We start from the raw sequence: 24,155 nt of genomic DNA on the forward strand, positions 1-24,155 counted from the left end.
AGGCCATGCATGGCCTGCGTCAAACGTATTCCCCCAGCTCGATTGCCCTTGCCTGCAGCGGCGGCCTCGATTCGATGGCCCTGCTGCGGCTCGCGCACGCCTGGGCCGCCGAATCCGGCATTCCCCTGCACGCCTTTCACGTCCACCACGGCCTGAGCCCGAACGCCGACGCCTGGCTGGCGCATTGCGCGCAGGCCTGCGCCGCGCTGGGCATCGCCTTCGACCATCGCCGCGTCGAGGTCGTGAAAGGCAAGGACGGCCTCGAGGCCGCGGCCCGCAAACTGCGCTATCGCGCCCTGGGCGAGATGTGCGTGCAGCATGGCGTGCCGCTGCTGCTCACCGCCCACCACCTGGACGACCAGGCCGAGACCGTGCTGCTGCAGCTGCTGCGCGGTGCCGGCCCGGCCGGGCTGTCGGGCATGGATGCGGCCAATCGCGCCCCCGGCCTGCTGGGCGACGAGGCGCTGGTGATGGCGCGCCCGCTGCTGGCGCTGGCGCGCGCCCAGCTCGACGACTACGCGCGTGCCGAAGGCCTCGACTGGGTCGAGGACGAATCGAACAGCGACGCGCGTCATGCGCGCAACGCGCTGCGGCACGGCGTCATGCCGGCGCTGGCGGCCAGCTTCCCGGGCTACCAGCAGCGCCTGGCGCGCGGGGCCGCCCACGTGCAGTCGGCCCAGCGCATCCTCGACGAGGTGGCGCAGCAGGACCTGGCCGCCAGCCTCGACGGCGACGCGATCGACCTGGCACGCGTGCAGCAGCTCAGCCGCGACCGCATCGACAACATGCTGCGCCACCTGTTTTCCAGCCGCGGCCTGGCCATGCCCTCGAGCGCCTGGCTGGGCGAAATGGTGTCGCAGCTGTTCTCGGCGCGCGAGGACGCGCAGCTGAAGGTGACCCATCCGGCCTGCCACATCCGCCGTCACCGCGGCAAACTCTTCATCACCCCGAAGCTGCCGGACCTGGCCGGCATGCGCGACCCCGACGACGAAGGCGTTCTTGTGAAAGAGGGCGAAGGCTTCCGTTGGCGCGGCGAGGCCGCGCTGGCCTTCCCGGCCTACGGCGGCGTGCTGCATTTCGAGCCGGCAGCGCAGGGCTTCGATCCGGCCTGGCTGCGCAGCCGGCCCCTGACGATCGACTTCCGCCAGGGGGGCGAGCGCCTCAAGCCGGCCGCCAACCGCCCCAGCCGCAGCCTCAAGCAGCACTACCAGGCGCTCGGCGTGCCGGCCTGGGAGCGCGAACGCGCGCCGCTGGTCTGGTCCGACCGGGAACTGCTGTTTGCCGCCGGCATCGGGATGGATTGCCGCTACCTGAGTGAGGGAGCAGGGCAGGGCGGCCGTATCGCGCTGCGCTGGGTCGCCGATCCTGCCCAGCACGGGTAAAGAGTTTCTATACGAAAAAGGTATTACTTTATTTTCTTTTCGTATAGCTTTTTGCCCCGCCAGTCTTGTGATACTGCGCTGCAGCATGCTAGAGTAAAGATCTCCTTTTGATCTCTCAACAAGCTGGAACCCTCCTGATATGGCTTTAATTGTCCACAAATATGGCGGGACGTCGATGGGCTCGACGGACCGTATCAAGAATGTCGCGGCCCGTGTGGCCAAGTGGCATGATGCCGGCCACCAGATCGTGGTGGTGCCTTCCGCAATGTCCGGCGAAACCAACCGCCTGATCGGACTGGCCAAGGAAATCATGCCGCAGCCGGACCCGCGCGAACTGGACATGATTGCCTCGACCGGCGAGCAGGTCTCGGTCGGCCTGCTGGCGATGGCCCTGCTGGCCATCGGCAAGGATGCGGTTTCCTACACCGGCTGGCAGGCGGGCATCCGCACCGACTCCTCGTTCACCAAGGCGCGCATCCAGTCGATCGACGACACCCGCGTGCGCGGCGACCTCGAAGCCGGCAAGATCGTGATCATCACGGGTTTCCAGGGCATGGACGAAGATGGCAACATCTCGACCCTGGGGCGTGGCGGTTCGGACACCTCGGCCGTGGCGATCGCCGCCGCGCTCAAGGCCGACGAGTGCCTGATCTACACCGACGTGGACGGCGTCTACACGACCGACCCGCGCGTGGTGCACGAGGCGCGCCGCCTGAACAAGATCACCTTCGAGGAAATGCTCGAACTGGCGTCGCTGGGCTCCAAGGTCCTGCAGACCCGTTCGGTCGAATTCGCAGGCAACTACCAGGTCCCGACGCGCGTGCTGTCGTCGCTGACCGATCCCCTGATGCCGCTGGACGAAGAAGCGAAGTCCGGCACCCTGATTTCGTTTGAGGAAGAAAGCAATATGGAACAAGCCGTCATCTCCGGTATCGCCTTCAATCGCGATGAAGCCAAGATCACCGTCCTGGGCGTGCCGGACAAGCCGGGCGTCGCCTTCCACATCCTCGGCCCCATCGCCGAGGCCAATGTTGAAGTGGACATGATCATCCAGAACCAGTCGGTGGACGGCAAGACCGATTTCACCTTCACCGTCTCGCGCAACGACTACGTCAAGGCGATGGGCGTGCTGGAAGCTCAGCGCGAGGCGCTGGGCGCGGCCAAGATCCTGGGCGACGCCAAGGTGTCGAAGGTGTCGGCGGTCGGCGTGGGCATGCGCAGCCACGTGGGCGTGGCCTCGCAGATGTTCCGCACCCTGTCGGAAGAGGGCATCAACATCCTGATGATCTCGACCTCGGAGATCAAGATCTCGGTGCTGATCGACGAGAAATACATGGAGCTGGCCGTGCGCGCCCTGCACAAGGCATTTAACCTCGAGCAAGCTTAACAATTTTCAAAATTTTGGGCGTGCGTCCTTGACGCAACAGGCACCAACCCTTAAGATGCCTGCACTCAGCGCTGACCGACAAAGTTGGTTCTGATTGGAGACGTGGCCGAGTGGCCGAAGGCACTTCCCTGCTAAGGAAGCATACGGCTTATACCCGTATCGTGGGTTCGAATCCCACCGTCTCCGCCAGATTGATGTTTGCTGAGCTTTAGCAAACGCCTAAAACCCCCGGAACTCATACTGAGGCCCGGGGGTTTTTTGTCTTGTGACGTCCTCATGTGTCCAGCCACGTCCAGGATTTTGGGGGTAGGCGTCAGGGTATACGATCAGTCCCCTGCAAGTTTTACCCTTAAACCGGCCGCACCTGACTGTGCCCCCGATGTCTAACCAGGAGACAGGAGGTCACATGCCACGACTAGCGCAACCCCTCAGCGACTCTCAGATCAAGCGCGCGAAGGCTCAAACCAAGCTGGTGAAGCTGTTTGATGGACACGGGCTTTATCTTGAGATCCACCCTTCCGGCGGGAAGTTCTGGCGCTTCAGGTACCGGAAGGCGGACGGGAAGGAAACCACGATTGGCTTCGGTCCCTACCCGGAGGTCAGCTTGGTCGAGGCGAGGAACAAGCGAACCGCAGCACGGCGCGTGCTGCTCGAGGGAGGCGATCCTCTACAGCAGCGAGAGCAGATGCGGCGTGAAAGTGTACGGGCGACTGAATATACATTCCGAAAGGTTGCTACAGAGTGGCATCAACTGAAAGAGAAGGCTTGGTCGCCGGCTTATGCACACAATGTGCTTCACAGGCTGGAACTGGATATTTTTCCGGACTTAGGCAGACTGCCTATCGACGAGGTGACGCATCGGGATCTAATCGATGTCTTTCGCAAAATCGAAGCCAGGGGCGCCCACGAGATTGCAAAACGCAACAAGGCAGTCTGCTCCCAAATTTTCAGCTATGCCATCCAAACTGGGGTAGCCCAACGGAACCTTGTCGTCGATATGAAGGACGTGCTTCAGCCAGTCCCGTCCGGTAATTTTCCCGCAATCTCTAGCGATGAGCTACCAAGGTTTCTTCAAGCGCTGCGTAGCAATGAGGCCTGTATGCAGCCGCTGACGCGTATTGGATTGCGCCTTCTCATGCTCGTATTCGTTCGCACGAGCGAGCTCATAGAGACTCCATGGACCGAGATTGAAGAGGGAAAGTCTGAATGGATCATTCCTTGGTACCGTATGAAGCTGGGAAAGCGTAGGCTTAACCCAATTAAAAAAGATCATTTCGTCCCACTATCACGTCAATCTCTTCAGCTCTTGGGGGATCTGCGGAAGCTAACGGGCGGAGGGCGATTTCTGTTCCCAAATCTTCGTGATCGTAATCGCCCCATGAGCAATAACGCTTTCCTAAAGGCGTTAGAGCGGATGGGTTACAAGGGCGATATGTCGGGTCATGGATTCAGAGCGCTGGCGATGAGTACCATCAAGGAGAAGCTAGGGTATCGGCACGAGGTTGTCGATCGACAGCTTGCGCACGTCGAGAAAAATAAAGTGACCCGTGCCTATGATCGCGCCGAATTCATTGATGAGCGAAGGGTGATGATGCAAGCTTGGGCGGACTATATCGATAGCCTGTCTTGACGATCGTCGCTTCAGTGAACGCCCCAGCCTATCATTTCTGATAGGTGGTTCAATAGCGCTGGATGCGCTTGCTGAGCTGCCCGAATCGCTGAGGCGAGTGGGCATCAAAAGCAAAATCAAAGCAACAGGCGCAAGCCCTTTTTGTGCCAGCCTCTCGGTGATAATTGGTGTTATCACTCTAGAGCTTCGTGCGAATATCCACCCTTCGATCAGCGAAGGTTTGCGCTACAGCGTGGTCGCGCGAAGCCATTGGAACGGATTTGCGGTTCGCTGCAATGGAAGGAGGGCGCACTGATCTTCCCCAGGGGAACCCGATCATTGTCCAGAATTACACGGATGAGGTAACGCTGCCGTTCTGCTGTCCACCTATCCCTGTGCATACTCGTCGAAAACTGAGCTCAAGGTGATATATGGGGTTGTGAGATGCAAATTGGTGAGCGCGTCTGCTCACTTCGCCCTTGGGCTCACAGCCGAGCAGAGGAGAGCTGACAAAAGGTGAGTTCTACGACAGACGTCGTCTGCTTGCTCGACGCGGAGTTTTACAGTTGCCGAAAGCACTCATCGGTAACCAAGGCCTGGTTGGCATACACAACTTAACGCGGATCACTCCTACTTTTGCACTGGCGAACAGTACATGCCGTTTTCATAAATTGGCCTAAGATTAGTCGCGCAGGCCTTATCAAGTCCCGTTCTACTAATATTGGGCGAATTAGCAAAACTGCCGACAAACCCGTTGAGTATTCATTCTTGACATGGAGGCTCCGATGTTTCCTGCAACAACTGAAAAAGCCGAACGCAATACGTCACCGGCCGCCATGCAGCGGTTCGACCAGCAGTTTCGAGAAAACATCGCCCGGCTCAAAGGGGCCGACAAGCATGCAATAGAGCAGCGCTTGAGCGAACTTGATCGTGAGTGGAATGTGGAGAGGGCGATCGAGCTCGAAGCGCCGACCATGATTCTCGTAGGCCTTGCCCTGGGCACCCTGAGCAATCGTAAATGGTTTGCCGTGTCGGCGATGGCGGCGAGCATGGTCATTCTGCACAACCTCCAGGGCTGGTATCCACTACTGCCGGTTTTTCGCGCTGCAGGGCTGAGGACCGCCGAAGAGATCGAACAGGAACGCATGGCGTTGAAGGCATTGCTGGGTGAAGAAACCACGCTGGCACATTCAATTCACTAAGGAGACGATGATGTTCGCTGCCACCGCGACCCAAGTATCAGGCCATACCTCGCCGCAACTGAACGATCAGATTCGGCACGAGACGCAGGAACGGATCAGGGAATACGAACGCAACGACCGGAACGCCTTGATCACTCGTCGCCTCAATGAGCTCGAACACGAGTGGGATGTCGAGCGTACCCTGCAGACAAATTTCGCCACCTTGTCGCTTGTCGGCCTCGCACTTACGCTCAAGAGCGACAAACGCTGGCTGGTACTGGCTGCCGGCGTGCCCCTCTTCATGGTGCAGCACGCGCTGCAAGGCTGGTGTCCGCCGCTTCCCGTGCTGCGCCGGCTAGGCGTTCGCACCGCGCGAGAAATCGCCGAAGAGCGCTATGCGCTGAAATCGCTGCGAGGCGACTTTGACGAAGTCGATCGCTCGAAGGATCCGGACGCGATCGTCCGCGCGGTCCGAGCCTAGCGTCGCCGCGCAGTCCCCAGCTTGTATTCCTGGTATGCAATGCAAGCCAACATGCGCCAGCAGCCGTGTCTCTTGAGGGTGCGCATGCACCCATGATCGTCAACTACCCGGCTTCTGCTCGGCAGCGTTCCGGTCAACGACACCCGGGATATCTTTCGTTGGGCGGGGGAATTTACCTTTCAAATCGTCTACCCCAGATTGAGGCTTGGCAAGCGCGCGCAGATCAGAGCGCTGCTCACGCTTTTTGGCCGTGTCGACTTTCAACTGCTTGTCACGCGCCTCACCGAGGCCAGGCATGATTTCACCATCCCGGTTGAATGACCAGGCAAGCATGGCTTCACCCAACGGTATTTTATTGCCCGGCTTGCCCTGATGACCGGTATGCCACACATGCCAGGTCTTGCCGTAGCTGTTCATCTTCTTCTTCATCAAGGCATGCTCGGCAGCGGCTGGCAGCCCTGGCGCAACAAGCTGGCCGGACAGGATCTCACCGTTATGCGGATGCCAGTATTTTCGCTCTTCTTGGGGCAGGGTATTGAACAGCTTCTCTGAAATTATATATTCCACCCCATTCATGTTGGCGGTTCTTGTATTGCCATCGAAGAGCACACACTGCGCAAAGTCCTCGTTGACCTGGTGGCAGTAATGGTGCGCCTCCATCTGCATTTCAGGGTTGTCCTTCATTGGATGGAATCCATTCAGATACACATCAAATCCTTTGAGAGGAGAGTTGCGCTGCAAGATCTTTGCGCCTGCCTCGAGCATTCTGGTATCGCCATATTTTGCCTCGCCTGCCGGTGCGGTCTTGGGTGACGACTCGGACTGCGCCGTCGCTACACATCCACTCCCAAGCCCGACAACATAGATTGCTGTGGCCATACATGCGCTCAATTTCATTTCGAACTCCTTTCTGTCGATATTCTATAAACGATGTTTCAGTACATAGCATCTCAGCGGTCGATATGGGCTGCCACAGCTTGAGCGGCGTGCTACGCATACGATGCGTCCGCATTCGGGCCTCAGTAGAGGTAAGGCAGCAGTTTCTTGACCTTTTTCTGATACACGGAGTAGTCGGGATAACGCTCCAGCAGCCACGTTTCTTCGCGTGTCGCCTTACAGTCGAAGAACACCCCAAGCAGCAAGGTCAATACAATACGCAAGGGGCTCAATGTCAACAGCGAAATCCCGAGCGCGGCTAGAAGCAGGCCGAAGTAGATCGGGTGCCGAACCAGGCGGTAAGCGCCGCTCGTGACGAGCTGAGCCGTAGGCCGGGGCCGGGGGAAAGGCGTAAGCGATTTCCCGAGCGAGACGACACTACTGCCGAGAACAGCGATTCCGCCCAGTACGACGACCGCTCCCAAGACGCCGAATAGCGTCGGCGTTGGCCAGGCCGGCCCAACCTGGGGCATCAGCAGGAAGAGTGCAAATAGCAAGACCTGGATCACTACCCAGGCTTCGCCACGGTTGCCGAAACGGTTTCGATTCATGTCGTATCCAGTTTTCCTTGAGAAGCGAGCGTCCACCGAGATGAAGCGCACGCCATCCCCAGCCTCAGGTTGGTAACGTCCGCAGCGGTACCATCCATTCGCGCCCGTTGAGCATGCGCTCCCGTCTATTCCTTCTCCAGGCGCGGTGCAAGCGCGCTGAGATCGTACCCTGCCTGCGACGCAGCTTCCAGCAGCGCGGAAGGGGATTCCTCGCCCGCGCGGGAAAGGGCCCACATCGACGTCGAGCGCCGTCCGGTGCGGCAATAGCCGAGTACTGGCTTTGGCAACTCGGCCATCAATTGCTTGAACGCGGCCGAATGGGCATCGGTGACATTATCCGGCGCCGCCGGCAGATACCGTGCTTCCATTCCGAAGCGGGCAGCTTCCTGTTCGATCTCGCTGAAAGCGGGCTGGTCCGGTCCTTCGCCGTCCGGTCGGTTGCAGATGATCGAACGAAAACCGTCCTGTGCCAAGGCGGGGATGTCCTCGAGTTGAACTTGTTGCGAGACCGCGAGGTCCGGGCTGAGCTGTTTAAATTTCATGGGATCTCCAAATGGTTGAGTTTGTCGTCTGACCAAAGCGTATACGAGCTCAAGGCCGACAGAAGGAACGCCGCTGCCCGGCGATGCGGATGAGGGAACCTGATTAGATGCCAAGTGAGCAATTCACTTGCAGCGATTCAGGTGCTATGTCAAAGCATATGTCTGACTACCAACCCGGCACGCACGATGTCGCGGGTCACCGACAAAGGTAACAATATACTTGAAAATAGTTTGAGATGCGATATACTATGAAAATGTATTTTGAGGGGTGGACAGGATGTCAAAGAAAGATGAAGAAGCGGGGCTGAGTCCTGCCGATGGCATCGATATCGAGTCGATGCGCCGTGCTGCAGAGCAGGCTAGCGGCCTGTTGAAGGCGCTGGGCAACATTGACCGCCTGCTGCTGCTTTGCCAGATGACACAAGGGGAGTTTTGTGTCAGCGAGCTGGAAGTCTTGACCGGCATTCGCCAGCCTACGCTCTCGCAACAGCTTGGCGTGCTGCGCGACGAGCAGCTGGTCCATACGCGCCGCGAGGGCAAGCAGATCTATTACAGCATAGCGAGCAGGGAAGCGATGGCTGTAATGGAAGTTTTGTACGGGCTGTACTGCAAACCAACGAAGGAGAGTAAATCATGACCATTAACTGGAGCGAGTTCACGCCCTGGGCGTCACTGTTCGGCGGTTTGCTGATCGGCCTGTCGGCCGCGCTGTTCGTACTGTTCAACGGCCGGATTGCCGGCATCAGCGGCGTGCTTGGTGGTTTACTGCGTCCGCTGCGCGGCGACATCGGCTGGCGTATCGCATTTCTGGCAGGACTGATCGGTGCGCCTTTGGTGTACGGGATGTTTGCTACCTTGCCTGAGGCCCGCATCGAAGCCGGCACCGGGACCCTGGTTGTCGCCGGATTGCTGGTCGGGCTGGGCACGCGTTATGGGGCCGGCTGCACCAGCGGCCACGGCGTATGCGGACTGTCGCGACGTTCGTCGCGTTCCCTAGTCGCCACGGCGAGCTTCATGCTGGCCGGCTTCGTCACCGTGTATGTCGTACGCCACCTGATGGCTTAAGGAGGGAATTCTCATGCAGATCGTAATGGCATTGATCGTCGGGCTTATCTTTGGTATCGGGCTGCTCGTGTCGGGCATGGCCGACCCGGCGAAAGTCTTGAATTTTCTCGACCTGGCGGGTAGCTGGGATCCTTCCCTGGCATTCGTCATGGGTGGCGCGATCGCAGTTGGCGTGATCGCATTCCACTTTGCCGCCGGGCGCAAAAAATCGCTGCTCGGCGATGCGATGCGCTTGCCGACCGCCACGCAGATCGACCGGCGGCTGGTGTTCGGCGGTTTGACCTTCGGGGTAGGCTGGGGCCTGGCGGGCTACTGCCCGGGGCCTGCGCTGGTGTCGCTGGTCGGCGGTGGCGAGAAACCGCTCATTTTCACTGGCGCACTACTGGTCGGAATGGCGATCTTCGAACTGCTGGAGCGCCTGCCCACTGCCACTGGGAAGCAGCATGCGTAATCGCAGCGCCAAGGCGGGGGCGACGTCATGCTGATCAGCCTGGGACTGGGCCTGGTAGTCGGCGTGGTCCTCGCGTTGACCGGTGCCGGCGGCGGCATCCTTGCGGTGCCGCTCCTCGTCTTCGGCATGCAGATGGGAGTTGCCCAAGCCGGTCCGATCGGCCTGATGGCGGTCGGCATGGCGGCGGCCCTTGGTGCCATCCTCGGCTTGAAGGCCGGAATCGTACGTTATCGGGCCGCGGTCCTGATCTCGGTGACAGGGATGCTGTTGTCGCCGGTCGGCTTATGGCTTGCGAACCGTATCGACAATCGCTGGCTCAGCGTACTGTTTGCACTCGTCCTCTTGTTTGTGGCTTTCAAAACATTTCGGCGCGCTACGGCTAAGCAGGCTGTCCGTCAGGACCCTGTCGACCTCGAGCAGCCGTGCATGCGTGACGGCAGTACGGGCCGCTTTGTCTGGACGGCGCGCTGCGCGCGTTCGCTCGCGCTTTCCGGCACGGTTGCGGGCTTGCTCTCCGGCCTGCTTGGTGTCGGTGGCGGTTTCGTGATGGTGCCGGCGCTGCAGCGTTATACCAACTTGGACATGCAGTCGACCGTGGCGACCTCGCTTGCAGTGATCGCACTGGTGTCGGTGACCGGAGTTGCCTCGAGCGCAATCGCCGGCTCGATGAGCTGGCCGGTGGCACTGCCGTTCGCCGCGGGGGCACTGGCCGGCATGCTGGGCGGCCGTATCGTATCGGACCGCTTGGCCGGGCCCCAGCTGCAGATTGGCTTCGCTGCCGTGTCGGCGCTCGTCGCAGTGGGCATGATCGTCAAGGTACTGTACCGATAACCCGAGCCGCCATGCGGCGCTCATCCTATTCCAAGGAGAACCTCCATGAATCTCAAACCGATTCAGTTGTTTGACACCGAGTCTTCGACTTTTACCTACATTCTTGCAACCCAGGCGGGCGGCGAGGCCGTGCTGATCGATCCTGTCGACGAACATTGGGAACGCGACCTGGAGCACTTGCGGCGCCTCGACCTGAAGCTGGCTTACGTCCTCGAGACGCATGCCCATGCGGACCACGTCACGTCCGCCGGCAAACTGCGCGAGCTGACCGGCGCAAAGGCCGCGGTCCCGAGCGGTTGCGGCATCCCGCCCGCCGACGTCCAGTTGAATGACGGCGATGTGATCCGCTTCGGCGGCGAAGAGATCCTCGTATTGCATACGCCTGGCCATACCGCAGGGAGCATGAGCTATGTGTGGCGCAATAACGTGTTCACCGGCGACACGCTCCTGATCAACGGTTGCGGCCGTACCGATTTCCAGAGCGGCAGCGCCGATGCCTTGTTCGACAGCGTGACGAAGAAGCTGTTTTCGCTTCCAGACGACATGTTGATGTGGCCGGGGCACGACTACAAGGGCCAGGTGGTATCGACGATCGGTTGGGAGAAGCAGCATAACGCGCGGCTGGCCAAGCGCAGCCGCGAGGAGTTTGTCCAGTTGATGGCCGAGCTTGACCTGCCCAAGCCGAAGCGGATCGACGTCGCCGTGCCGGCGAACCAGAACCTGGGTTTGCCGCACAGCGCCTGACGCAAGGACAAGGATTGCGATGGCGGACGATACAGTGGCAAAGGCGGCAAGCCTGTGGGACCAGCGATATGGCACACCCGAATTTCTCTTCGGGACGGCGCCCAACGACTACCTGGTCAGTCAGGGGCACCTGCTCCGGCCGGGGATGCGGGCACTGGCGGTCGCGGACGGCGAGGGCCGGAACAGCGTCTGGCTCGCACGCCTCGGCCTGAGCGTAGACGCGTTCGATCTCTCGCCGGTGGCCGTCGGGAAGGCCAGGCAGCTCGCCAGCGATGCACAGGTAGTGGTTGACTTTCACATTGCCGATTGCGATGCCTGGAGCTGGGAGCCGGCATCTTACGATGTGGTCGCGGCGATCTTCGTTCAGTTTGCCGACCCACGCATGCGGGCCCGACTGTTCGCAAACATCATCGCCACGTTGAAGCCGGGCGGGATCCTGATTTTGCAGGGATATACGCCCAGGCAACTCGAATACAAGACGGGCGGTCCTGGAGTGCTGGAGAACCTTTATACCGAGGAAATACTACGCGCGGAACTCGGCTCACTGGACATCGTCGAGCTCCTGAATTACGAGGCAAACCTGGCCGAGGGAACGCAACACGCGGGGCGTTCGGCACTCATCGGCCTGGTGGGCAGAAAAGCCCTGTAGTCGCGACGTGGGGCAGCCTGCCGGCCTGCGCCCAAAGCGCACTTTTATAAAAACAATTGATGGAGACAAGCATGGAAGCATCCCAACCGAATCCGGGCGCCGTCTACAAGGAGGCGCCCGGCTATTTTCGGCGTCTAACGGGCGTTGACTGGATGTTCGGCGCCGGCCTGTTGGCCGCCGCGCTGTTCGCGCTGAACCGTTATGCCGCTTTCATGGATGGCTACGAGCGCGCGATCTTGTTGCTGACCGCGCCGACGCTGGCCGCGCTCGGCTGGCACTGGAAGCCGGTGCGCTGGCTGTTCCCGCTGTCTGCGCTCCTGTCCTTGTGGGCCGTGTCGCTCTACGACGGTTCACTGGCAGCGGCGGAACAGAATTTCTTTCTCAAATACATGCTGTCGAGCCAGTCGGCCATCCTCTGGATGAGCGTGCTGTTCGTGTTCTCGACCGTCTTCTACTGGATCGGGATGCTGGCGCGCTCGCATGCCAGCAGTGCGCTCGGCTCGCGTTTGTGCTGGGCCGCCGTGGTGCTGGGTTTCACCGGCATGGCGGTGCGCTGGTTCGAGTCCTACCTGATGGGGGCGGATATCGGCCATATTCCGGTGTCGAACCTGTACGAGGTCTTCATCCTGTTCGCGCTGATCACCGCGCTGTTCCACCTGTATTACGAAGAGCGCTACGCCACGCTCCAGTTGGGCGCCTTCGTCCTGCTGATCATCGCCGCCGCGGTCGTCTTCCTCCTCTGGTATACGGTGTCACGCGATGCCGCCCAGATCCAGCCGCTGGTGCCGGCCCTGCAGAGCTGGTGGATGAAGATCCACGTGCCTGCAAACTTCATCGGCTACGGCACCTTCGCGCTGGCCGCAATGGTCGGATGCGCTTACCTGCTGAAATCGCACGGCATCCTGGCCGACCGCCTGCCTTCGCTGGAGGTGCTGGACGACGTGATGCATAAATCGATCTCGGTCGGGTTCGCCTTCTTCACCGTCGCCACCATCCTGGGTGCGCTGTGGGCGGCCGAAGCCTGGGGCGGCTACTGGTCCTGGGACCCGAAGGAAACCTGGGCCCTGATCGTCTGGCTCAACTACGCAGCCTGGTTGCACCTGCGCCTGATGAACGGACTACGCGGCCGCTTGGCGGCATGGTGGGCGGTGGTGGGTCTTCTGGTGACCACCTTCGCATTCATTGGCGTGAATATGTTCCTGTCGGGGCTGCACTCGTATGGGGAGCTGTGACGAACGGTAGCGGTTCTGCCGTGGGTAGGCGTGCCCCGGAGGTATGAACAAGCCGGCACAGATCGAGGCGCGACAGCCACTATCACAGTAAATGGCGATAATGGGCCATGGTTTGGTATGCCCGTGTCAATGTCCAGCAAGGTCGCGTTCGGGGATTGAGCCACGCAAGGTTTACTTGCGCAGGGATTGCCTGAAGAATATGCTGCTGGCACGATTCCCGGCTGAAACAACCTCATGCATCCCTCCATTCGCCATATCATTGTCGTCATGTCGCTTGCAGCTGCGATTACGGGCTGCAACACCCTGGGCGTCCTCGCTCGCACCGAACCGGGCGCCGGACGTGAAGCTGCCACGGTGTTCGGCAAGTGGGTCGACGCCGGCGGCGATGCCGCAGCGGCGGCCACCTGGTCACGGAAGGTCGCTCCTGGCGTGTCGATCCAGGAGATCGAAGAAGCCTTTATAAGCTTCGCTGCAGAAGACAATCTCCGACCGGTTGGCGAATTGTTTCTCTCTAACGAACTGGCGCTGCGCACCGGACAGGCCCAGAAGTTCCTCAAAGTCTATTCGTACTGCGATCCCGATACCGCACGGTCGATCGTCGATTTTAGTCCGGCGATGGCGGCCTTCCTGCCATGCCGGATTGCCGTTGTGGAGCAGCAGGATGGGCTCTGGATCTACGCGATGGACATGGACATCCTGATCAAACTGGGGCGGCCGATGCCACCCGAACTCTATGCGAGAGTGACGCGGGTGCGTGCGACCATGCTGAAAATGCTTGATCGCGCTGCGAATGGAGAGTTCTAATCCTGCTCGTTTTCTTATTGGTGCAGACAAGGATGTGACGCTGTTTGCCGCTTTGCAGCATCGAAATATCTTGCACGGTATCTATCTTAATGGTTATATGCTTATAAATACATAAGCTCATAAGTAAAGCGCACCACAGGCATGGATGTTGATCTCGACAACGAGGAGATGGCAGAAGTATTCGAGCAAGTGTCGAATTACTTCAGCCTGCTCTCTGAACCAACACGTTTGAAGATCCTGCACGCCCTGTGCAATGGCGAGCGGTCCGTTGGTGCGATCGTGACGCAGCTCGGGGCCAACCAGGCGAACGTGTCGCGCCAGCTGAACATGCTGTACCGTGCCCGCATCCTGGGACGCCGCAGGGATGGCGCGCAGGTGTACTACCGAATCGAAGACCAGAACACCATCGCCTTGTGTCGCACCGTGTGCAATCACATGGCAGAGAAGGTCAAGAAAAGCCGCCAGATAGACCAGGCAGCGATCGAGAATTTCATGACGGGTAGCTAAGGAGCCGTACGGCAGGCAAATCGGCAGCTGTTCAGTCATTTTATGCGCATATGCGCATATAGGCATATGCGCATGCGGTTATGTTTATTGTTCATCGCAAGGATGGAGTAGATGGGTAACCCGATTCAGAAGTTCGGCCGTGTACTGAAGGCGCCAGAAAATTTTGTCGAGCGCTCTCTGATCAATGACATCAATGAGCATGGCCTGAACGAGGAGCGGCGTGGCTTCCTGCGCCGCAGCTTTCTCGCAGCCAGTGCTGCAATGGCAAGTGGTGGAGCCCTGGCCCAGGCGGGCGAGGGCGATCCGAACATCCTGACGCTGCCCGAGCATGCGCGCACGCTCGGCAAGCCGGTCGCCTCGGCGCCCTACGGCATGCCGTCCCAGTTCGAGGCCAATCTGCAGCGCCGGGAATCTCCCGGGCTGACCCGCGTCTCGGCGGCTTCCGTGGCCTTTACTCCCTTGCAGGGCCTGTTTGGCATCATCACGCCCTCCGGCCTGCACTTCGAACGCCACCACCAGGGATGGCACGACATCGACCCGGGCAAGCATCGCTTCATGATCAACGGCCTGGTCAAACAAGCGAAGGTCTATACGATGGATGACCTGATGCGCATGCCTTCGGTGTCGCGCATGCACTTCATCGAGTGTGGAGCGAATACCGCCATGGAGTGGGGCAACGTGGCCGTCCCGTCGGTGCAGTATTCGCACGGCATGCTGAGCTGCAGCGAGTTCACGGGCGTGCCGCTTTCGGTGCTGCTTGAGGATTGCGGCTACGACAAGCGCAAGGCCAAGGTCGTGCTGGCCGAAGGGGCGGACGGTTCGTCGATGACGCGCACCATTCCAATCGACAGGGCGCTCGACGATGTGATTGTTGCCTGGGCCATGAATGGCGAAATGCTGCGTCCCGAGAACGGCTACCCGCTGCGCCTGGTCGTGCCGGGCATCCAGGGTGTTTCCTGGGTCAAGTGGCTGCGCCGTATCGAAGTCGGCGACCAGCCGTATGCGACGAAGGACGAGGCGATCCATTACATGGACGCCATGCCCGACGGCAGCTATCGCCAGTACACGTCGATCCAGGAATGCAAGTCAGTGATCACCACGCCATCGGCCGGCCAGCGCCTGCTGGACACTGGCTTCTACAACATCACCGGCCTGGCCTGGTCCGGACGCGGCAAGGTCAAGCGGGTCGACGTCTCGGTCGACGGCGGACGCAACTGGCGCACGGCACGGCTGGAGACGCCGGTGCTCAGCAAATGCCTGGCTCGCTTCAACATCGACTGGGAATGGAACGGCGCGCCGGCAATCCTGCAATCGCGTGCAATCGACGATACCGGCTACGTCCAGCCAAAGATCAACGAGCTGCGCGCAGTGCGCGGCACGCGCTCGATCTATCACAACAACGCGATCCAGTCCTGGCAAGTGGCGCAATCGGGGGAGGTGTCGAATGTCCAGGTCTATTAAGCTCGCGGCGGGTGCGCTGCTGGCTGCCGCGGCTGCCGCCGTGTTCGCCGGTCCCCAGGCCTTGCCCGGGCGTCCCGCAACGCCCAAGGAGGTGGCGGCATGGGATATCGACGTGCGGCCCGACTTCAAGGGCCTGCCGAAAGGTTCTGGCACTGTGGCGGCCGGCCAGGTCGTGTGGGAAGGCAAGTGTGCCTCCTGCCATGGCACCTTCGGCGAATCGAACGAGGTATTCACGCCGCTGGTCGGCGGTACGACGGCGGAAGACGTCAAGACCGGCCGGGTGGCCGCGCTCGCCAACGGCCGCCAGCCACAGAAGACCACCCTGATGAAAGTGGCGACGGTCTCGACGCTCTGGGACTACATCAACCGCGCCATGCCCTGGACCGCCCCGAAGTCGCTCACCACCGACGAAGTCTACGCGGTGACCGCCTATCTGCTGAACATGGGCGAGATCATTCCCGAGGACTTCGTGCTCTCCGATAAAACGATGGCGCAGGCCCAGGCGCGCATGCCTAACCGCAATGGCATGGTGACTAAGCACGGGATGTGGGATGTCAAGGGCAAGCCCGACGTGCGCAGCGTGGCATGTATGAAGGACTGCCCGGTCGATCCGGCGCCCCGTTCGACCCTGCCCGAAGCGGCGCGCAATGCCCACGGCAACCTGGCCTTGCAGACCCGCGGTTTCGGCGCCACCCGCGGCGTCGATACCACCCGTCCCGCGCCGTCCACCCGCGCCGCCGCCAGCACGGCTGCGGCGCCGGCAACATCGGTAGCACCGGCGAAGGCCCCGACCGGCGCTGTCCCGACCGCACTGCTGCAGTCGAACGCCTGCCTGGCTTGCCATGGCATCGACAACAAGGTCATGGGCCCGAGCTTCGCCGCGGTGCGCGCCAAGTACAAGGACGATGCCGGCGCGTCCGTGCGGCTGGCCGAAAGGATCAGGCAGGGCAGCAGCGGCGCCTGGGGGGCAGTCCCGATGCCTCCCCAGGCCCATGTGAAGGAGGAGGATCTCAAGGTCCTGGTGGGCTGGATTCTGGCCCCGCAATAAACCGGTACGGCGGCAAGCCATACCGTTAACAATACTTAACGGAGACGTAGCAATATGAAACATGTCGTAAGCGGACTCATCCTGTCGATCGCCTGCGCAGGGGCGATGGCCGCCGAGCACCAGGTCAAGATGCTCAACACCGGCAAGGACGGCACCATGGTCTTCGAGCCGGGGTTCCTGAAGGTCGCCAAGGGCGATACGGTCAAGTTCATCAAGGTGGATGCCTCGCACAACAGTGCTTCGGTCGTCACCCCGGCGGGCGCCGCCGCCTGGAAAGGCAAGCCGGACGAGGAAATCTCGGTCCAGCTCGACCAGGAAGGGGTCTACGTCTACGTGTGCGAGCCGCACAAGATGATGGCCATGGCCGGCGTGATCCAGGTCGGCAAGCCAGTCAATTTGGCCGAAGCGAAGAAAGGTGCGGACGCCCTGTCGAAGTCCTTCGTCATGAGCAAGGACCGTCTCGACAAGTACATGACGCAGGTGAAGTAAGCATCCATGCCGTTCTGGCGGCAAAGCGTTTTCAACAATTGGAGGATGGTATGAATCAACAGCGACGCAATGTCATGCGCATCAGCGCGATCCTGGGGGCGGCCTTTGCCGCAGGGGTGCTGAAACCGGCAGACGTGTTCGCGGCCGAGTGGAGCCAGAAGGTCTTCGACGCCAAGAGCCTCGAGGCGGCAGTCAAGGAACTGGGCGGCGACAAGTTCACGGTCAGTTCCGACGTGTCGATCACCGGGCCGGACATCGCCGAAAACGGCGCCGTGGTGCCGGTTTCGATCGCCAGCAAGGTGCCGAACACCGACTTCATGGCGGTCCTGGTTGAAAAGAATCCGAGCGCCATGTCGGCCAGCTTCAACATCCCGGCAGGCACGGAGGCGGCCGTGACCACGCGGGTAAAGATGGGAGCGACCTCGAACGTTCACGCGCTGGTGCGCGCGGACGGCAAGTGGCTGGTCGCCAGCAAGGAAATCAAGGTCACGCTCGGCGGCTGCGGCGGCTGATCAATCAAGCTATTGAAAGGAAAGAACATGGCAGACCCAATGCGTATTCGCGCCAGCCTTGCCGGCGACACGGTCGAGGTGAAGGTCTTGATGCGACATGACATGGAGACCGGGCAACGCAAGGATGCGACCGGCAAAGTGATTCCCGCCCATTACATCAAGACACTCGTCGCCAAGGTCAAGGACAAGGTTGTGCTGGACGCGAACTTCGGGCCCTCGGTCTCGAAGGATCCATTCCTGGCCTTCAAATTCAAGGGTGCCGCCAAGGGCGACAAGGTCAGCGTCACCTGGGTCGACAGTGCAGGCGACACGCGCACTGACGAGGGCACCATCACCTGAAGCACGAGCCGCCCCGGCAAGGGGCGCTGGCATGCGCGGCGCCAGACCGCGCAGACATATCAAGAGGAGACAGCCATGACCAGGATGCGTTCCGGTTTCGTCGCAGCGTCGCTGCTGGCGCTGTGCGCCACGGCGCTGGCGCAATCGTCAGCAACCGACGAGATCGCCAAATACCGCCAAATGCTGGCGGATGGCAATCCCGCCGAGCTGTGGGAAATGCGTGGTGAAGAGTTGTGGAAGAAGAAAGCGGGCCCGAAGCATGTATCGCTCGAGCGATGCGACTTCGGCAAGGGGCCGGGCGTACTCAAGGGCGCCTATGCCGAACTGCCACGCTACTTCAGGGACGTCGACAAGGTCATGGATCTCGAACAACGCCTGCTGCATTGCCGAATGACCCTGCAAGGGCTAAGCAGGGACGAGGCTACGAAGATACCCTTTGGTTCGACTGGCAAGCAGTCGGACATCGAAGCGCTCGTTGCGTACATCACGGCCGAATCGAGGGGCGTCACGATGGCAGTGTCGACGCAGCATCCGAAGGAAAAGCAGGCGTACGAGACGGGCAAGCAGCTGTTCTTCTATCGTGGCGGCGCTCACGACTTTGCCTGCGCCACCTGCCATTCCACATCGGGCCAGCGCATCCGCCTGCAGGAACTGCCGAACATTCTGGAAAAAGCGAATGCACAGGCGGCCTACACCACCTGGCCCGCCTATCGCGTTTCCCAGGGCGAGGTACGCACCATGCAGCACCGCCTCAACGACTGTTTCCGACAGCAGCGTTTCCCCGAGCCGATGTACGCGTCCGAGGCGATCACCGCGATCACGATGTTCCTCGCTAAAAACGCGAACGGCGGCGTATACGCCGGTCCCGCACTGAAACGATAGGAGGCCAGCATGACAACACTGAAAACAACGCTGATCGTCGTGCTGGGAGCCGCTGCCGCCGGGTGCGCAACCGTCGCAGCCGAGCCCGATTACCGGCAGGCCGCGCTCGCTTTGCTGAAGCAGGACTTCCGTTCGAAGGGACCGGCGACGCTGGAGCGCGTCACCAGCCAGGATGAAGCCCAGCAGCTCTGCAGCCAGTATCCGCAGGAGCGTCCGGCCGAGGTTGCGGCCCGGATCGAAGCCACGCAGATGAAAAATATCCGCCAGCCTGCCGACGGCAAGTACCTGGGCGACTGGAAGGAGGGCGAGAAGATCGCCCAGAACGGGCGCGGCATGCAGTCGTCCGATACGGTCGGCGGCATCAACGGTGGCAACTGCTACGCGTGCCACCAGATCTCGAAGCAGGAGATCTCGTTCGGCAACATCGGCCCGAGCCTCTATAACTACGGCAAGATCCGCGGCAGCAGCGACGAGATGCTCAAGTACACCTGGGGAAAGATCTATAACGCCCAGGCGTACACGGCCTGTTCCAACATGCCGCGTTTCGGCCATAGCGGCATCCTGACCGAGGCACAGATCAAGGATGTGATGGCACTGCTGCTCGATCCGGCGTCGCCTGTCAACCAGTGAACCACTGCGGCGGGCACTCGAGTGCCTGCCGGCTAACAGCATCAAGGACTTAGCATGGGTATGAATCGGCGCGAATTCGCGCAACTGCTCGGGATTGCCGCCGCTGGTGGCATGCTGCTCGGCTCCCGCGGCGCCATGGCGGCGCCGTCGCCGGGCACCCTCTACGACCTGCCGCGCTTCGGCAACGTCCACTTCCTGCATTTCACCGACTGCCACGCGCAGCTGATGCCTGTGTATTTCCGCGAGCCGAGCGTCAACATCGGACTCGGGCCGGCCGCAGGGCGCATGCCACACCTGGTCGGCGAAGCCCTGCTCAAGGCAAGCGGGGTGGCGCCGCACACGCCGCAGGCCCACGCCTTCACGGCGCTCGACTTCGAGCGCGCCGCGCGCACCTATGGCAAGGTCGGCGGCTTCGCCCACCTGGCCACCCTGGTCAAGAAGATGAAGGCCGAGCGCCCGGGCGCGCTGCTGCTCGACGGTGGCGACACCTGGCAGGGGTCGGGGACGGCGCTATGGACCAAGGGGCAGGACATGGTCGACGCCGGCTTGCTGCTGGGCGTGGATGTCATGACGGCGCATTGGGAGATGACGCTGGGCGACAAGCGGGTGCAGGAAATCGTTGGCAAGGACTTCAAGGGCAAGGTCGATTTCGTGGCCCAGAACGTCAAGACCAACGACTTCGGCGATCCCGTGTTCCCACCCTACGTGATCAGGGAAATGAACGGGGTGCCGGTGGCCATCATCGGGCAGGCCTTCCCGTACACGCCGATCGCCAACCCGCGCCACCTGGTTCCCGACTGGAGCTTCGGCATCCAGGAGGAGAACATGCAGCGGATGGTGGACGAGGTCCGCGCCAAGGGAGCAAAAGCGGTGGTGGTGCTGTCCCACAACGGCATGGACGTCGACCTGAAGATGGCGTCGCGCGTGCGCGGTATCGACGCCATCATGGGCGGGCATACGCACGACGGCATTCCGGCGCCGGTCATCGTGAGCAACGGCGCCGGCAAGACCTTGGTGACGAATGCCGGCAGCAACGGCAAATTCCTGGGCGTGCTCGACTTTGATGTGCGCAGCGGCAAGGTGCAGGATTTCCAATACCGCCTCCTGCCGGTGTTCTCCAATTTCCTGCCGGCCGATCGCGACATGGCCGCCCTGGTAACGAAGATCCGCAAGCCCTATGAAACCCGCCTGAACGAAAAGCTGGCCGTGACCGAAGGCACGCTCTACCGGCGCGGCAACTTCAACGGCACCTTCGACCAGCTCATCGTCGACGCGCTGATGGCGGTCAAGGGCGCTGACCTGGCATTCTCGCCAGGCTTCCGCTGGGGCACCACGCTGCTGCCGGACAGTCCGATCCTGATGGAACACCTGATGGACCAGACCGCCACCACGTACTCGCATTCCACACTGACCCCAATGACGGGCGCGACCATCAAGACCGTGCTGGAAGACGTGGCCGACAACCTGTTCAATCCCGACCCCTACTACCAGCAGGGCGGCGACATGGTGCGGGTGGGAGGGATGACCTACGCGATCGATCCCACGGCGCCGATGGGTTCGCGCATCAGTGACATGCGCCTGGGCGGCAAGCCGGTCGAGGCGGGGAAGACCTACAAGGTGGCCGGCTGGGCGCCGGTGGCGGAAGGCGCTTCCGGCGAGCCGGTGTGGGACGTGGTGGCACAATGGCTGCGCTCTGAAAAGGTCGTCAAGCCGCGCAAGCTGAACACGCCGCGCCTGATCGGCGTGCAGGGCAATCCGGGCATCATGGCCTGAGGAGACGAGGATGACGATGATGACGATGAGGGCACTGGCGGCCGCGCTGGCATTGTTGGCCTGCGCGCACGCCTGGGCGGTCGAGGCGGCTGCGGTGCCGAAGAACAAGCAGACCACTGCGGGGCGCTATCTCGATGCCCGCGAAGCCTACGCGATGAAGCGCGAACTGGGCCCGCGCGCCTATTTCGTCGACGTGCGGACCCGCTACGAAGTCGCCTACGTCGGCCTGCCGACCGTGGTGGATGCCAACATTCCTTATGTCGAACACCCGGAGGATGCCCCCTGGGACGACAAGGCGGGCCGGTTCCGGCTCGACGTCAACAGCGACTTCGGCCCGGAACTGGCGCGCCGGCTGCAGGCGGCCGGACTCGGCAAGGATGCGCCGGTACTCCTGCTCTGCCGCTCGGGCGATCGCAGCGCACGCGCGGCGAACCTGCTGAGCCAACTTGGCTACACGTCGGTGTACACGGTCATCGACGGCTTCGAAGGCGATGCCGTGGCCTCGGGCGAGAAACAGGGCCAGCGCATCCTGAACGGCTGGAAGAACGCCGGTCTTCCGTGGTCCTATGACTTGGGCAAGGCGCGTGCCTACTTCCCGGCTTATTGATCGGGCAGGGATCATCCCGCGCGCCGTCCTGCACATGGTGCTGCTGGCTGCATGGGCGGCCGGCAGCGGCGCGGCGGCGCAGCACACCGCCTTGCCCGCCGCGCAAGACCTTGCAAAGGACGGCCGCGATGCCGACCGGCGGCGCGTGCCGGTCGTGATCCTGTTCTCGCTGCCCGAATGCAGATACTGCGAAACGGTGCGCCGCAACTATCTCCTGCCTCTGGCGCGGGAAGGCGAACCGGGGCGGCGTCCGATCGTGCGCGAAACCGTCATGGCGTCGGCCGCGCGCCTGCAAGACTTCGACCGGAAGGCCAGCAGCGGCAAGGCGCTTGCGGCACGCTACCGTATCCGGGTGGCGCCCAGCGTGGCCGTGGTCGACAGCCGCGGCAAACTACTGGCGCCGGTGCTGGAGGGCGGGGATGTCTCCGGCATGTACGGCGCCTATCTCGACGAGGCCCTGGCCGCCGCGCGCCGCGCGCTGGCCGAATCCACAACCAGGAGAACCGAATGAGACTGCCTATCCTTGGCGGCGCGCTGCTGCTGGCGCTGAACGCCGGCCCCGCGCAAGCGCAGGCGCCGGCACCCGCCACCTATACCGTCACCGTGATGAGTCCCGAGCTGGCCCTGCGGGCCGCCCAGGCCGCGCTGGCCGCATGCCGCCAGGCCGGCTACCAGGTGGCGGTGGCCGTGGCCGACCGCGGCGGCCAGGTCCAGGTACTGCTGCGTGACCGCCTCGCCGGGAGCCATACTGTGGATGCGGCGGCCGACAAGGCCTGGACTGCGGCCAGTTTCCGGATGACTACCACGGCGCTGGCGCTGGCCACCAGGGAGGGGGGCGAAGCGAGCGGGATCCGGCACATCCGGCGGGCGCTCGCCGTCGGCGGCGGCATCCCGATCGAGGCGAATGGCGCAATGCTGGGCGCGATCGGCATTTCCGGCGCGCCCGGCGGCGCCGCCGATGACGCCTGCGCTCGCGCGGGAATCGCCGCGGTGGCCGACGACCTGAATTTCTGACCCGCTTCTCGACATGCGCCACGCTGCACAACAGGACCTGACCATGACGTCGATTCACACCACCGCCGTACTCGTCCGCAGGGCGTGGCGCCTGCTGCTGGTGCTGTCCACCGCATCCTTGCTGGCGGCCGGCGCCGCCGCGGCGCCGCTCCCGGTACTGTATCCGATCAAAATCAGTGCGCACGCCTACATGTTCAAGGGTGACGCCGGCATGGCCGACGACGCCAACGCGGGCTTCATGTCGAACGCCGGCTTCGTGGTCACGCGGGATGGCGTGGTCGTCTTCGATGCGCTCGGCACGCCGGCGCTGGGCGAGGCGATGGTGCGGGCCATCCGCGGCGTGACCAGGCAGCCGATCCGCCGCGTCATCGTCAGCCACTACCACGCCGATCATTTCTACGGCCTGCAGGCATTCAAGGCGGCGGGCGCCGAGATCTGGGCGCACGAGCAGGGGCGCGCCTACCTGGCCTCCGACACCGCGGCCCTGCGCCTGGCGCAGCGCAAGGAATCCCTCAAGCCGTGGGTCGACGGCCGCACGCGCCTGCTGCCGGCGGACCGCTGGCTCGCTTTCCCGGGAGGGAAGCCGATCGCGTTCGAGATGGGCGGACTGCACTTCCAGGTGATCGACACGAGTGGCGCCCATGCGCCGGACGACATCATGCTGCTGGTGGCGGAAGACCGCTTGCTGTTCGCCGGCGACCTGTTCTTCACCGGACGCTTGCCCTTCGTCGGCGAAGCCGACAGCCGCGTGTGGCTGGGCGCGCTCGAGCGCATGCTGGCGCTGGCCCCGGCCATCGTGGTGCCCGGGCATGGAGAAGCGTCGCGCGATCCGGGCAAGGACCTCGCACTGACCCGCTCCTACCTGGTCTTCCTACGCAAGGTGATGGGCGAGGCGGTCGCGGAACTGGCGACCTTCGACGAAGCCTACGCGCGGGTCGACTGGAGCGCGTACGCAGGCTATCCTGCCTTTGCCCAGGCCAACCGCATCAATGCCTACGGGACTTTCCTGCTCATGGAGCGCGAAAGCCTGCAGCAGAAGTAAGCCCGC

29 protein-coding genes and 1 tRNA gene are annotated in these 24,155 nt (G+C 62.1%); 27 read left to right on the top strand and 3 right to left on the bottom strand.

Annotated features, from left to right (window positions below):
* Window positions 1–5: 5 nt before the first annotated feature.
* The 6 genes from tilS to AB3347_RS02250 all read left to right on the top strand — a co-directional run bounded on the left by tilS (window position 6) and on the right by AB3347_RS02250 (window position 6,040).
* Entirely contained in the window at window positions 6–1,382 is a 1,377-nt protein-coding gene (gene tilS / locus AB3347_RS02225; RefSeq protein WP_369090516.1) for a tRNA lysidine(34) synthetase TilS, read from the top strand.
* Between the two features lie 139 nt (window positions 1,383–1,521).
* Window positions 1,522–2,769, top strand: coding sequence for an aspartate kinase (locus AB3347_RS02230; protein ID WP_369090130.1), 1,248 nt, complete (start codon window positions 1,522–1,524; stop codon window positions 2,767–2,769).
* A gap of 96 nt (window positions 2,770–2,865) precedes the next feature.
* Window positions 2,866–2,958: transfer RNA gene (locus tag AB3347_RS02235), tRNA-Ser, on the top strand.
* Between the two features lie 217 nt (window positions 2,959–3,175).
* Window positions 3,176–4,399 carry a tyrosine-type recombinase/integrase gene (locus tag AB3347_RS02240; RefSeq protein ID WP_369090131.1) on the top strand — a complete coding sequence of 408 codons (1,224 nt, stop codon included), beginning with the start codon at window positions 3,176–3,178 and terminating at the stop codon, window positions 4,397–4,399.
* Window positions 4,400–5,163: 764 nt separating this feature from the next.
* Window positions 5,164–5,580, top strand: a complete 417-nt coding sequence (locus tag AB3347_RS02245; RefSeq protein ID WP_369090132.1) for a hypothetical protein — start codon at window positions 5,164–5,166, stop codon at window positions 5,578–5,580.
* A gap of 10 nt (window positions 5,581–5,590) precedes the next feature.
* Window positions 5,591–6,040, top strand: a complete 450-nt coding sequence (locus AB3347_RS02250) for a hypothetical protein (protein WP_369090133.1) — start codon at window positions 5,591–5,593, stop codon at window positions 6,038–6,040.
* A 99-nt stretch (window positions 6,041–6,139) separates the two neighbouring features.
* On the opposite strand, the gene AB3347_RS02255 is transcribed toward AB3347_RS02250, so the two are convergent.
* The 3 genes from AB3347_RS02255 to AB3347_RS02265 all read right to left on the bottom strand — a co-directional run bounded on the left by AB3347_RS02255 (window position 6,140) and on the right by AB3347_RS02265 (window position 8,069).
* Entirely contained in the window at window positions 6,140–6,937 is a 798-nt protein-coding gene (locus tag AB3347_RS02255; protein WP_369090134.1) for an OBAP family protein, read from the bottom strand.
* Between the two features lie 122 nt (window positions 6,938–7,059).
* Window positions 7,060–7,527 carry an isoprenylcysteine carboxylmethyltransferase family protein gene (locus tag AB3347_RS02260; protein WP_369090135.1) on the bottom strand — a complete coding sequence of 156 codons (468 nt, stop codon included), beginning with the start codon at window positions 7,525–7,527 and terminating at the stop codon, window positions 7,060–7,062.
* A 125-nt stretch (window positions 7,528–7,652) separates the two neighbouring features.
* Window positions 7,653–8,069 (bottom strand): TIGR01244 family sulfur transferase, encoded by a 417-nt coding sequence (locus AB3347_RS02265; RefSeq protein WP_369090136.1) that lies wholly within the window; start codon window positions 8,067–8,069, stop codon window positions 7,653–7,655.
* Window positions 8,070–8,346: 277 nt separating this feature from the next.
* Between AB3347_RS02265 and AB3347_RS02270 the strand changes: the two genes are divergently transcribed.
* The 21 genes from AB3347_RS02270 (at window position 8,347) to AB3347_RS02370 (ending at window position 24,149) form a co-directional block, all read left to right on the top strand.
* Window positions 8,347–8,706, top strand: a complete 360-nt coding sequence (locus AB3347_RS02270) for an ArsR/SmtB family transcription factor (protein ID WP_369090137.1) — start codon at window positions 8,347–8,349, stop codon at window positions 8,704–8,706.
* Entirely contained in the window at window positions 8,703–9,134 is a 432-nt protein-coding gene (locus AB3347_RS02275) for a YeeE/YedE family protein (protein ID WP_369090138.1), read from the top strand. Before AB3347_RS02270 ends, AB3347_RS02275 begins: the two co-directional genes overlap by 4 nt.
* A 13-nt stretch (window positions 9,135–9,147) precedes the next feature.
* The gene (locus tag AB3347_RS02280) at window positions 9,148–9,585 is read left to right on the top strand and encodes a DUF6691 family protein (RefSeq protein WP_369090139.1); all 438 of its coding nucleotides are present in this window, start codon (window positions 9,148–9,150) and stop codon (window positions 9,583–9,585) included.
* Between the two features lie 27 nt (window positions 9,586–9,612).
* Entirely contained in the window at window positions 9,613–10,416 is an 804-nt protein-coding gene (locus AB3347_RS02285) for a sulfite exporter TauE/SafE family protein (RefSeq protein ID WP_369090140.1), read from the top strand.
* Between the two features lie 45 nt (window positions 10,417–10,461).
* Window positions 10,462–11,160, top strand: a complete 699-nt coding sequence (locus tag AB3347_RS02290) for an MBL fold metallo-hydrolase (RefSeq protein ID WP_369090141.1) — start codon at window positions 10,462–10,464, stop codon at window positions 11,158–11,160.
* A gap of 19 nt (window positions 11,161–11,179) precedes the next feature.
* Window positions 11,180–11,809 carry a class I SAM-dependent methyltransferase gene (locus tag AB3347_RS02295; protein WP_369090142.1) on the top strand — a complete coding sequence of 210 codons (630 nt, stop codon included), beginning with the start codon at window positions 11,180–11,182 and terminating at the stop codon, window positions 11,807–11,809.
* Window positions 11,810–11,880: 71 nt separating this feature from the next.
* Window positions 11,881–13,041, top strand: coding sequence for a c-type cytochrome biogenesis protein CcsB (ccsB, locus tag AB3347_RS02300; RefSeq protein ID WP_369090143.1), 1,161 nt, complete (start codon window positions 11,881–11,883; stop codon window positions 13,039–13,041).
* Window positions 13,042–13,275: 234 nt separating this feature from the next.
* The gene (locus AB3347_RS02305; protein WP_369090144.1) at window positions 13,276–13,845 is read left to right on the top strand and encodes a DUF302 domain-containing protein; all 570 of its coding nucleotides are present in this window, start codon (window positions 13,276–13,278) and stop codon (window positions 13,843–13,845) included.
* Window positions 13,846–13,986: 141 nt separating this feature from the next.
* Window positions 13,987–14,352 carry an ArsR/SmtB family transcription factor gene (locus tag AB3347_RS02310; protein WP_369090145.1) on the top strand — a complete coding sequence of 122 codons (366 nt, stop codon included), beginning with the start codon at window positions 13,987–13,989 and terminating at the stop codon, window positions 14,350–14,352.
* A gap of 111 nt (window positions 14,353–14,463) precedes the next feature.
* Window positions 14,464–15,813, top strand: a complete 1,350-nt coding sequence (gene soxC, locus AB3347_RS02315) for a sulfite dehydrogenase (RefSeq protein WP_369090146.1) — start codon at window positions 14,464–14,466, stop codon at window positions 15,811–15,813.
* Window positions 15,797–16,861: a c-type cytochrome gene (locus tag AB3347_RS02320; protein WP_369090147.1), complete on the top strand. Its 1,065-nt coding sequence runs from the start codon at window positions 15,797–15,799 to the stop codon at window positions 16,859–16,861. The genes soxC and AB3347_RS02320 overlap by 17 nt, the downstream gene beginning before the upstream one ends.
* A gap of 54 nt (window positions 16,862–16,915) precedes the next feature.
* Window positions 16,916–17,350 (top strand): pseudoazurin, encoded by a 435-nt coding sequence (locus tag AB3347_RS02325; protein ID WP_369090148.1) that lies wholly within the window; start codon window positions 16,916–16,918, stop codon window positions 17,348–17,350.
* A 50-nt stretch (window positions 17,351–17,400) separates the two neighbouring features.
* Entirely contained in the window at window positions 17,401–17,862 is a 462-nt protein-coding gene (gene soxY, locus AB3347_RS02330; RefSeq protein WP_369090149.1) for a thiosulfate oxidation carrier protein SoxY, read from the top strand.
* A gap of 27 nt (window positions 17,863–17,889) precedes the next feature.
* Window positions 17,890–18,201 (top strand): thiosulfate oxidation carrier complex protein SoxZ, encoded by a 312-nt coding sequence (gene soxZ, locus AB3347_RS02335; protein WP_369090150.1) that lies wholly within the window; start codon window positions 17,890–17,892, stop codon window positions 18,199–18,201.
* A gap of 84 nt (window positions 18,202–18,285) precedes the next feature.
* Complete coding sequence (gene soxA / locus AB3347_RS02340; protein WP_369090517.1) at window positions 18,286–19,083, top strand: sulfur oxidation c-type cytochrome SoxA; 798 nt, start codon at window positions 18,286–18,288, stop codon at window positions 19,081–19,083.
* 9 nt (window positions 19,084–19,092) lie between these two features.
* Complete coding sequence (soxX, locus tag AB3347_RS02345; protein ID WP_369090151.1) at window positions 19,093–19,713, top strand: sulfur oxidation c-type cytochrome SoxX; 621 nt, start codon at window positions 19,093–19,095, stop codon at window positions 19,711–19,713.
* 60 nt (window positions 19,714–19,773) lie between these two features.
* On the top strand, window positions 19,774–21,486 hold the full coding sequence (gene soxB, locus AB3347_RS02350) for a thiosulfohydrolase SoxB (RefSeq protein WP_369090518.1): 1,713 nt from the start codon (window positions 19,774–19,776) through the stop codon (window positions 21,484–21,486).
* Window positions 21,487–21,496: 10 nt separating this feature from the next.
* Window positions 21,497–22,093 carry a rhodanese-like domain-containing protein gene (locus AB3347_RS02355; protein ID WP_369090152.1) on the top strand — a complete coding sequence of 199 codons (597 nt, stop codon included), beginning with the start codon at window positions 21,497–21,499 and terminating at the stop codon, window positions 22,091–22,093.
* Window positions 22,071–22,604 (top strand): thioredoxin, encoded by a 534-nt coding sequence (locus AB3347_RS02360; protein ID WP_369090153.1) that lies wholly within the window; start codon window positions 22,071–22,073, stop codon window positions 22,602–22,604. The genes AB3347_RS02355 and AB3347_RS02360 overlap by 23 nt, the downstream gene beginning before the upstream one ends.
* Entirely contained in the window at window positions 22,601–23,107 is a 507-nt protein-coding gene (locus AB3347_RS02365) for a heme-binding protein (protein ID WP_369090154.1), read from the top strand. The genes AB3347_RS02360 and AB3347_RS02365 overlap by 4 nt, the downstream gene beginning before the upstream one ends.
* Window positions 23,108–23,150: 43 nt before the next feature.
* On the top strand, window positions 23,151–24,149 hold the full coding sequence (locus AB3347_RS02370) for an MBL fold metallo-hydrolase (RefSeq protein WP_369090155.1): 999 nt from the start codon (window positions 23,151–23,153) through the stop codon (window positions 24,147–24,149).
* Window positions 24,150–24,155: the final 6 nt, after the last annotated feature.

Origin of the sequence: Massilia sp. X63, from assembly GCF_041023745.1 — a bacterium.
Lineage (GTDB): Bacteria > Pseudomonadota > Gammaproteobacteria > Burkholderiales > Burkholderiaceae_D > Telluria.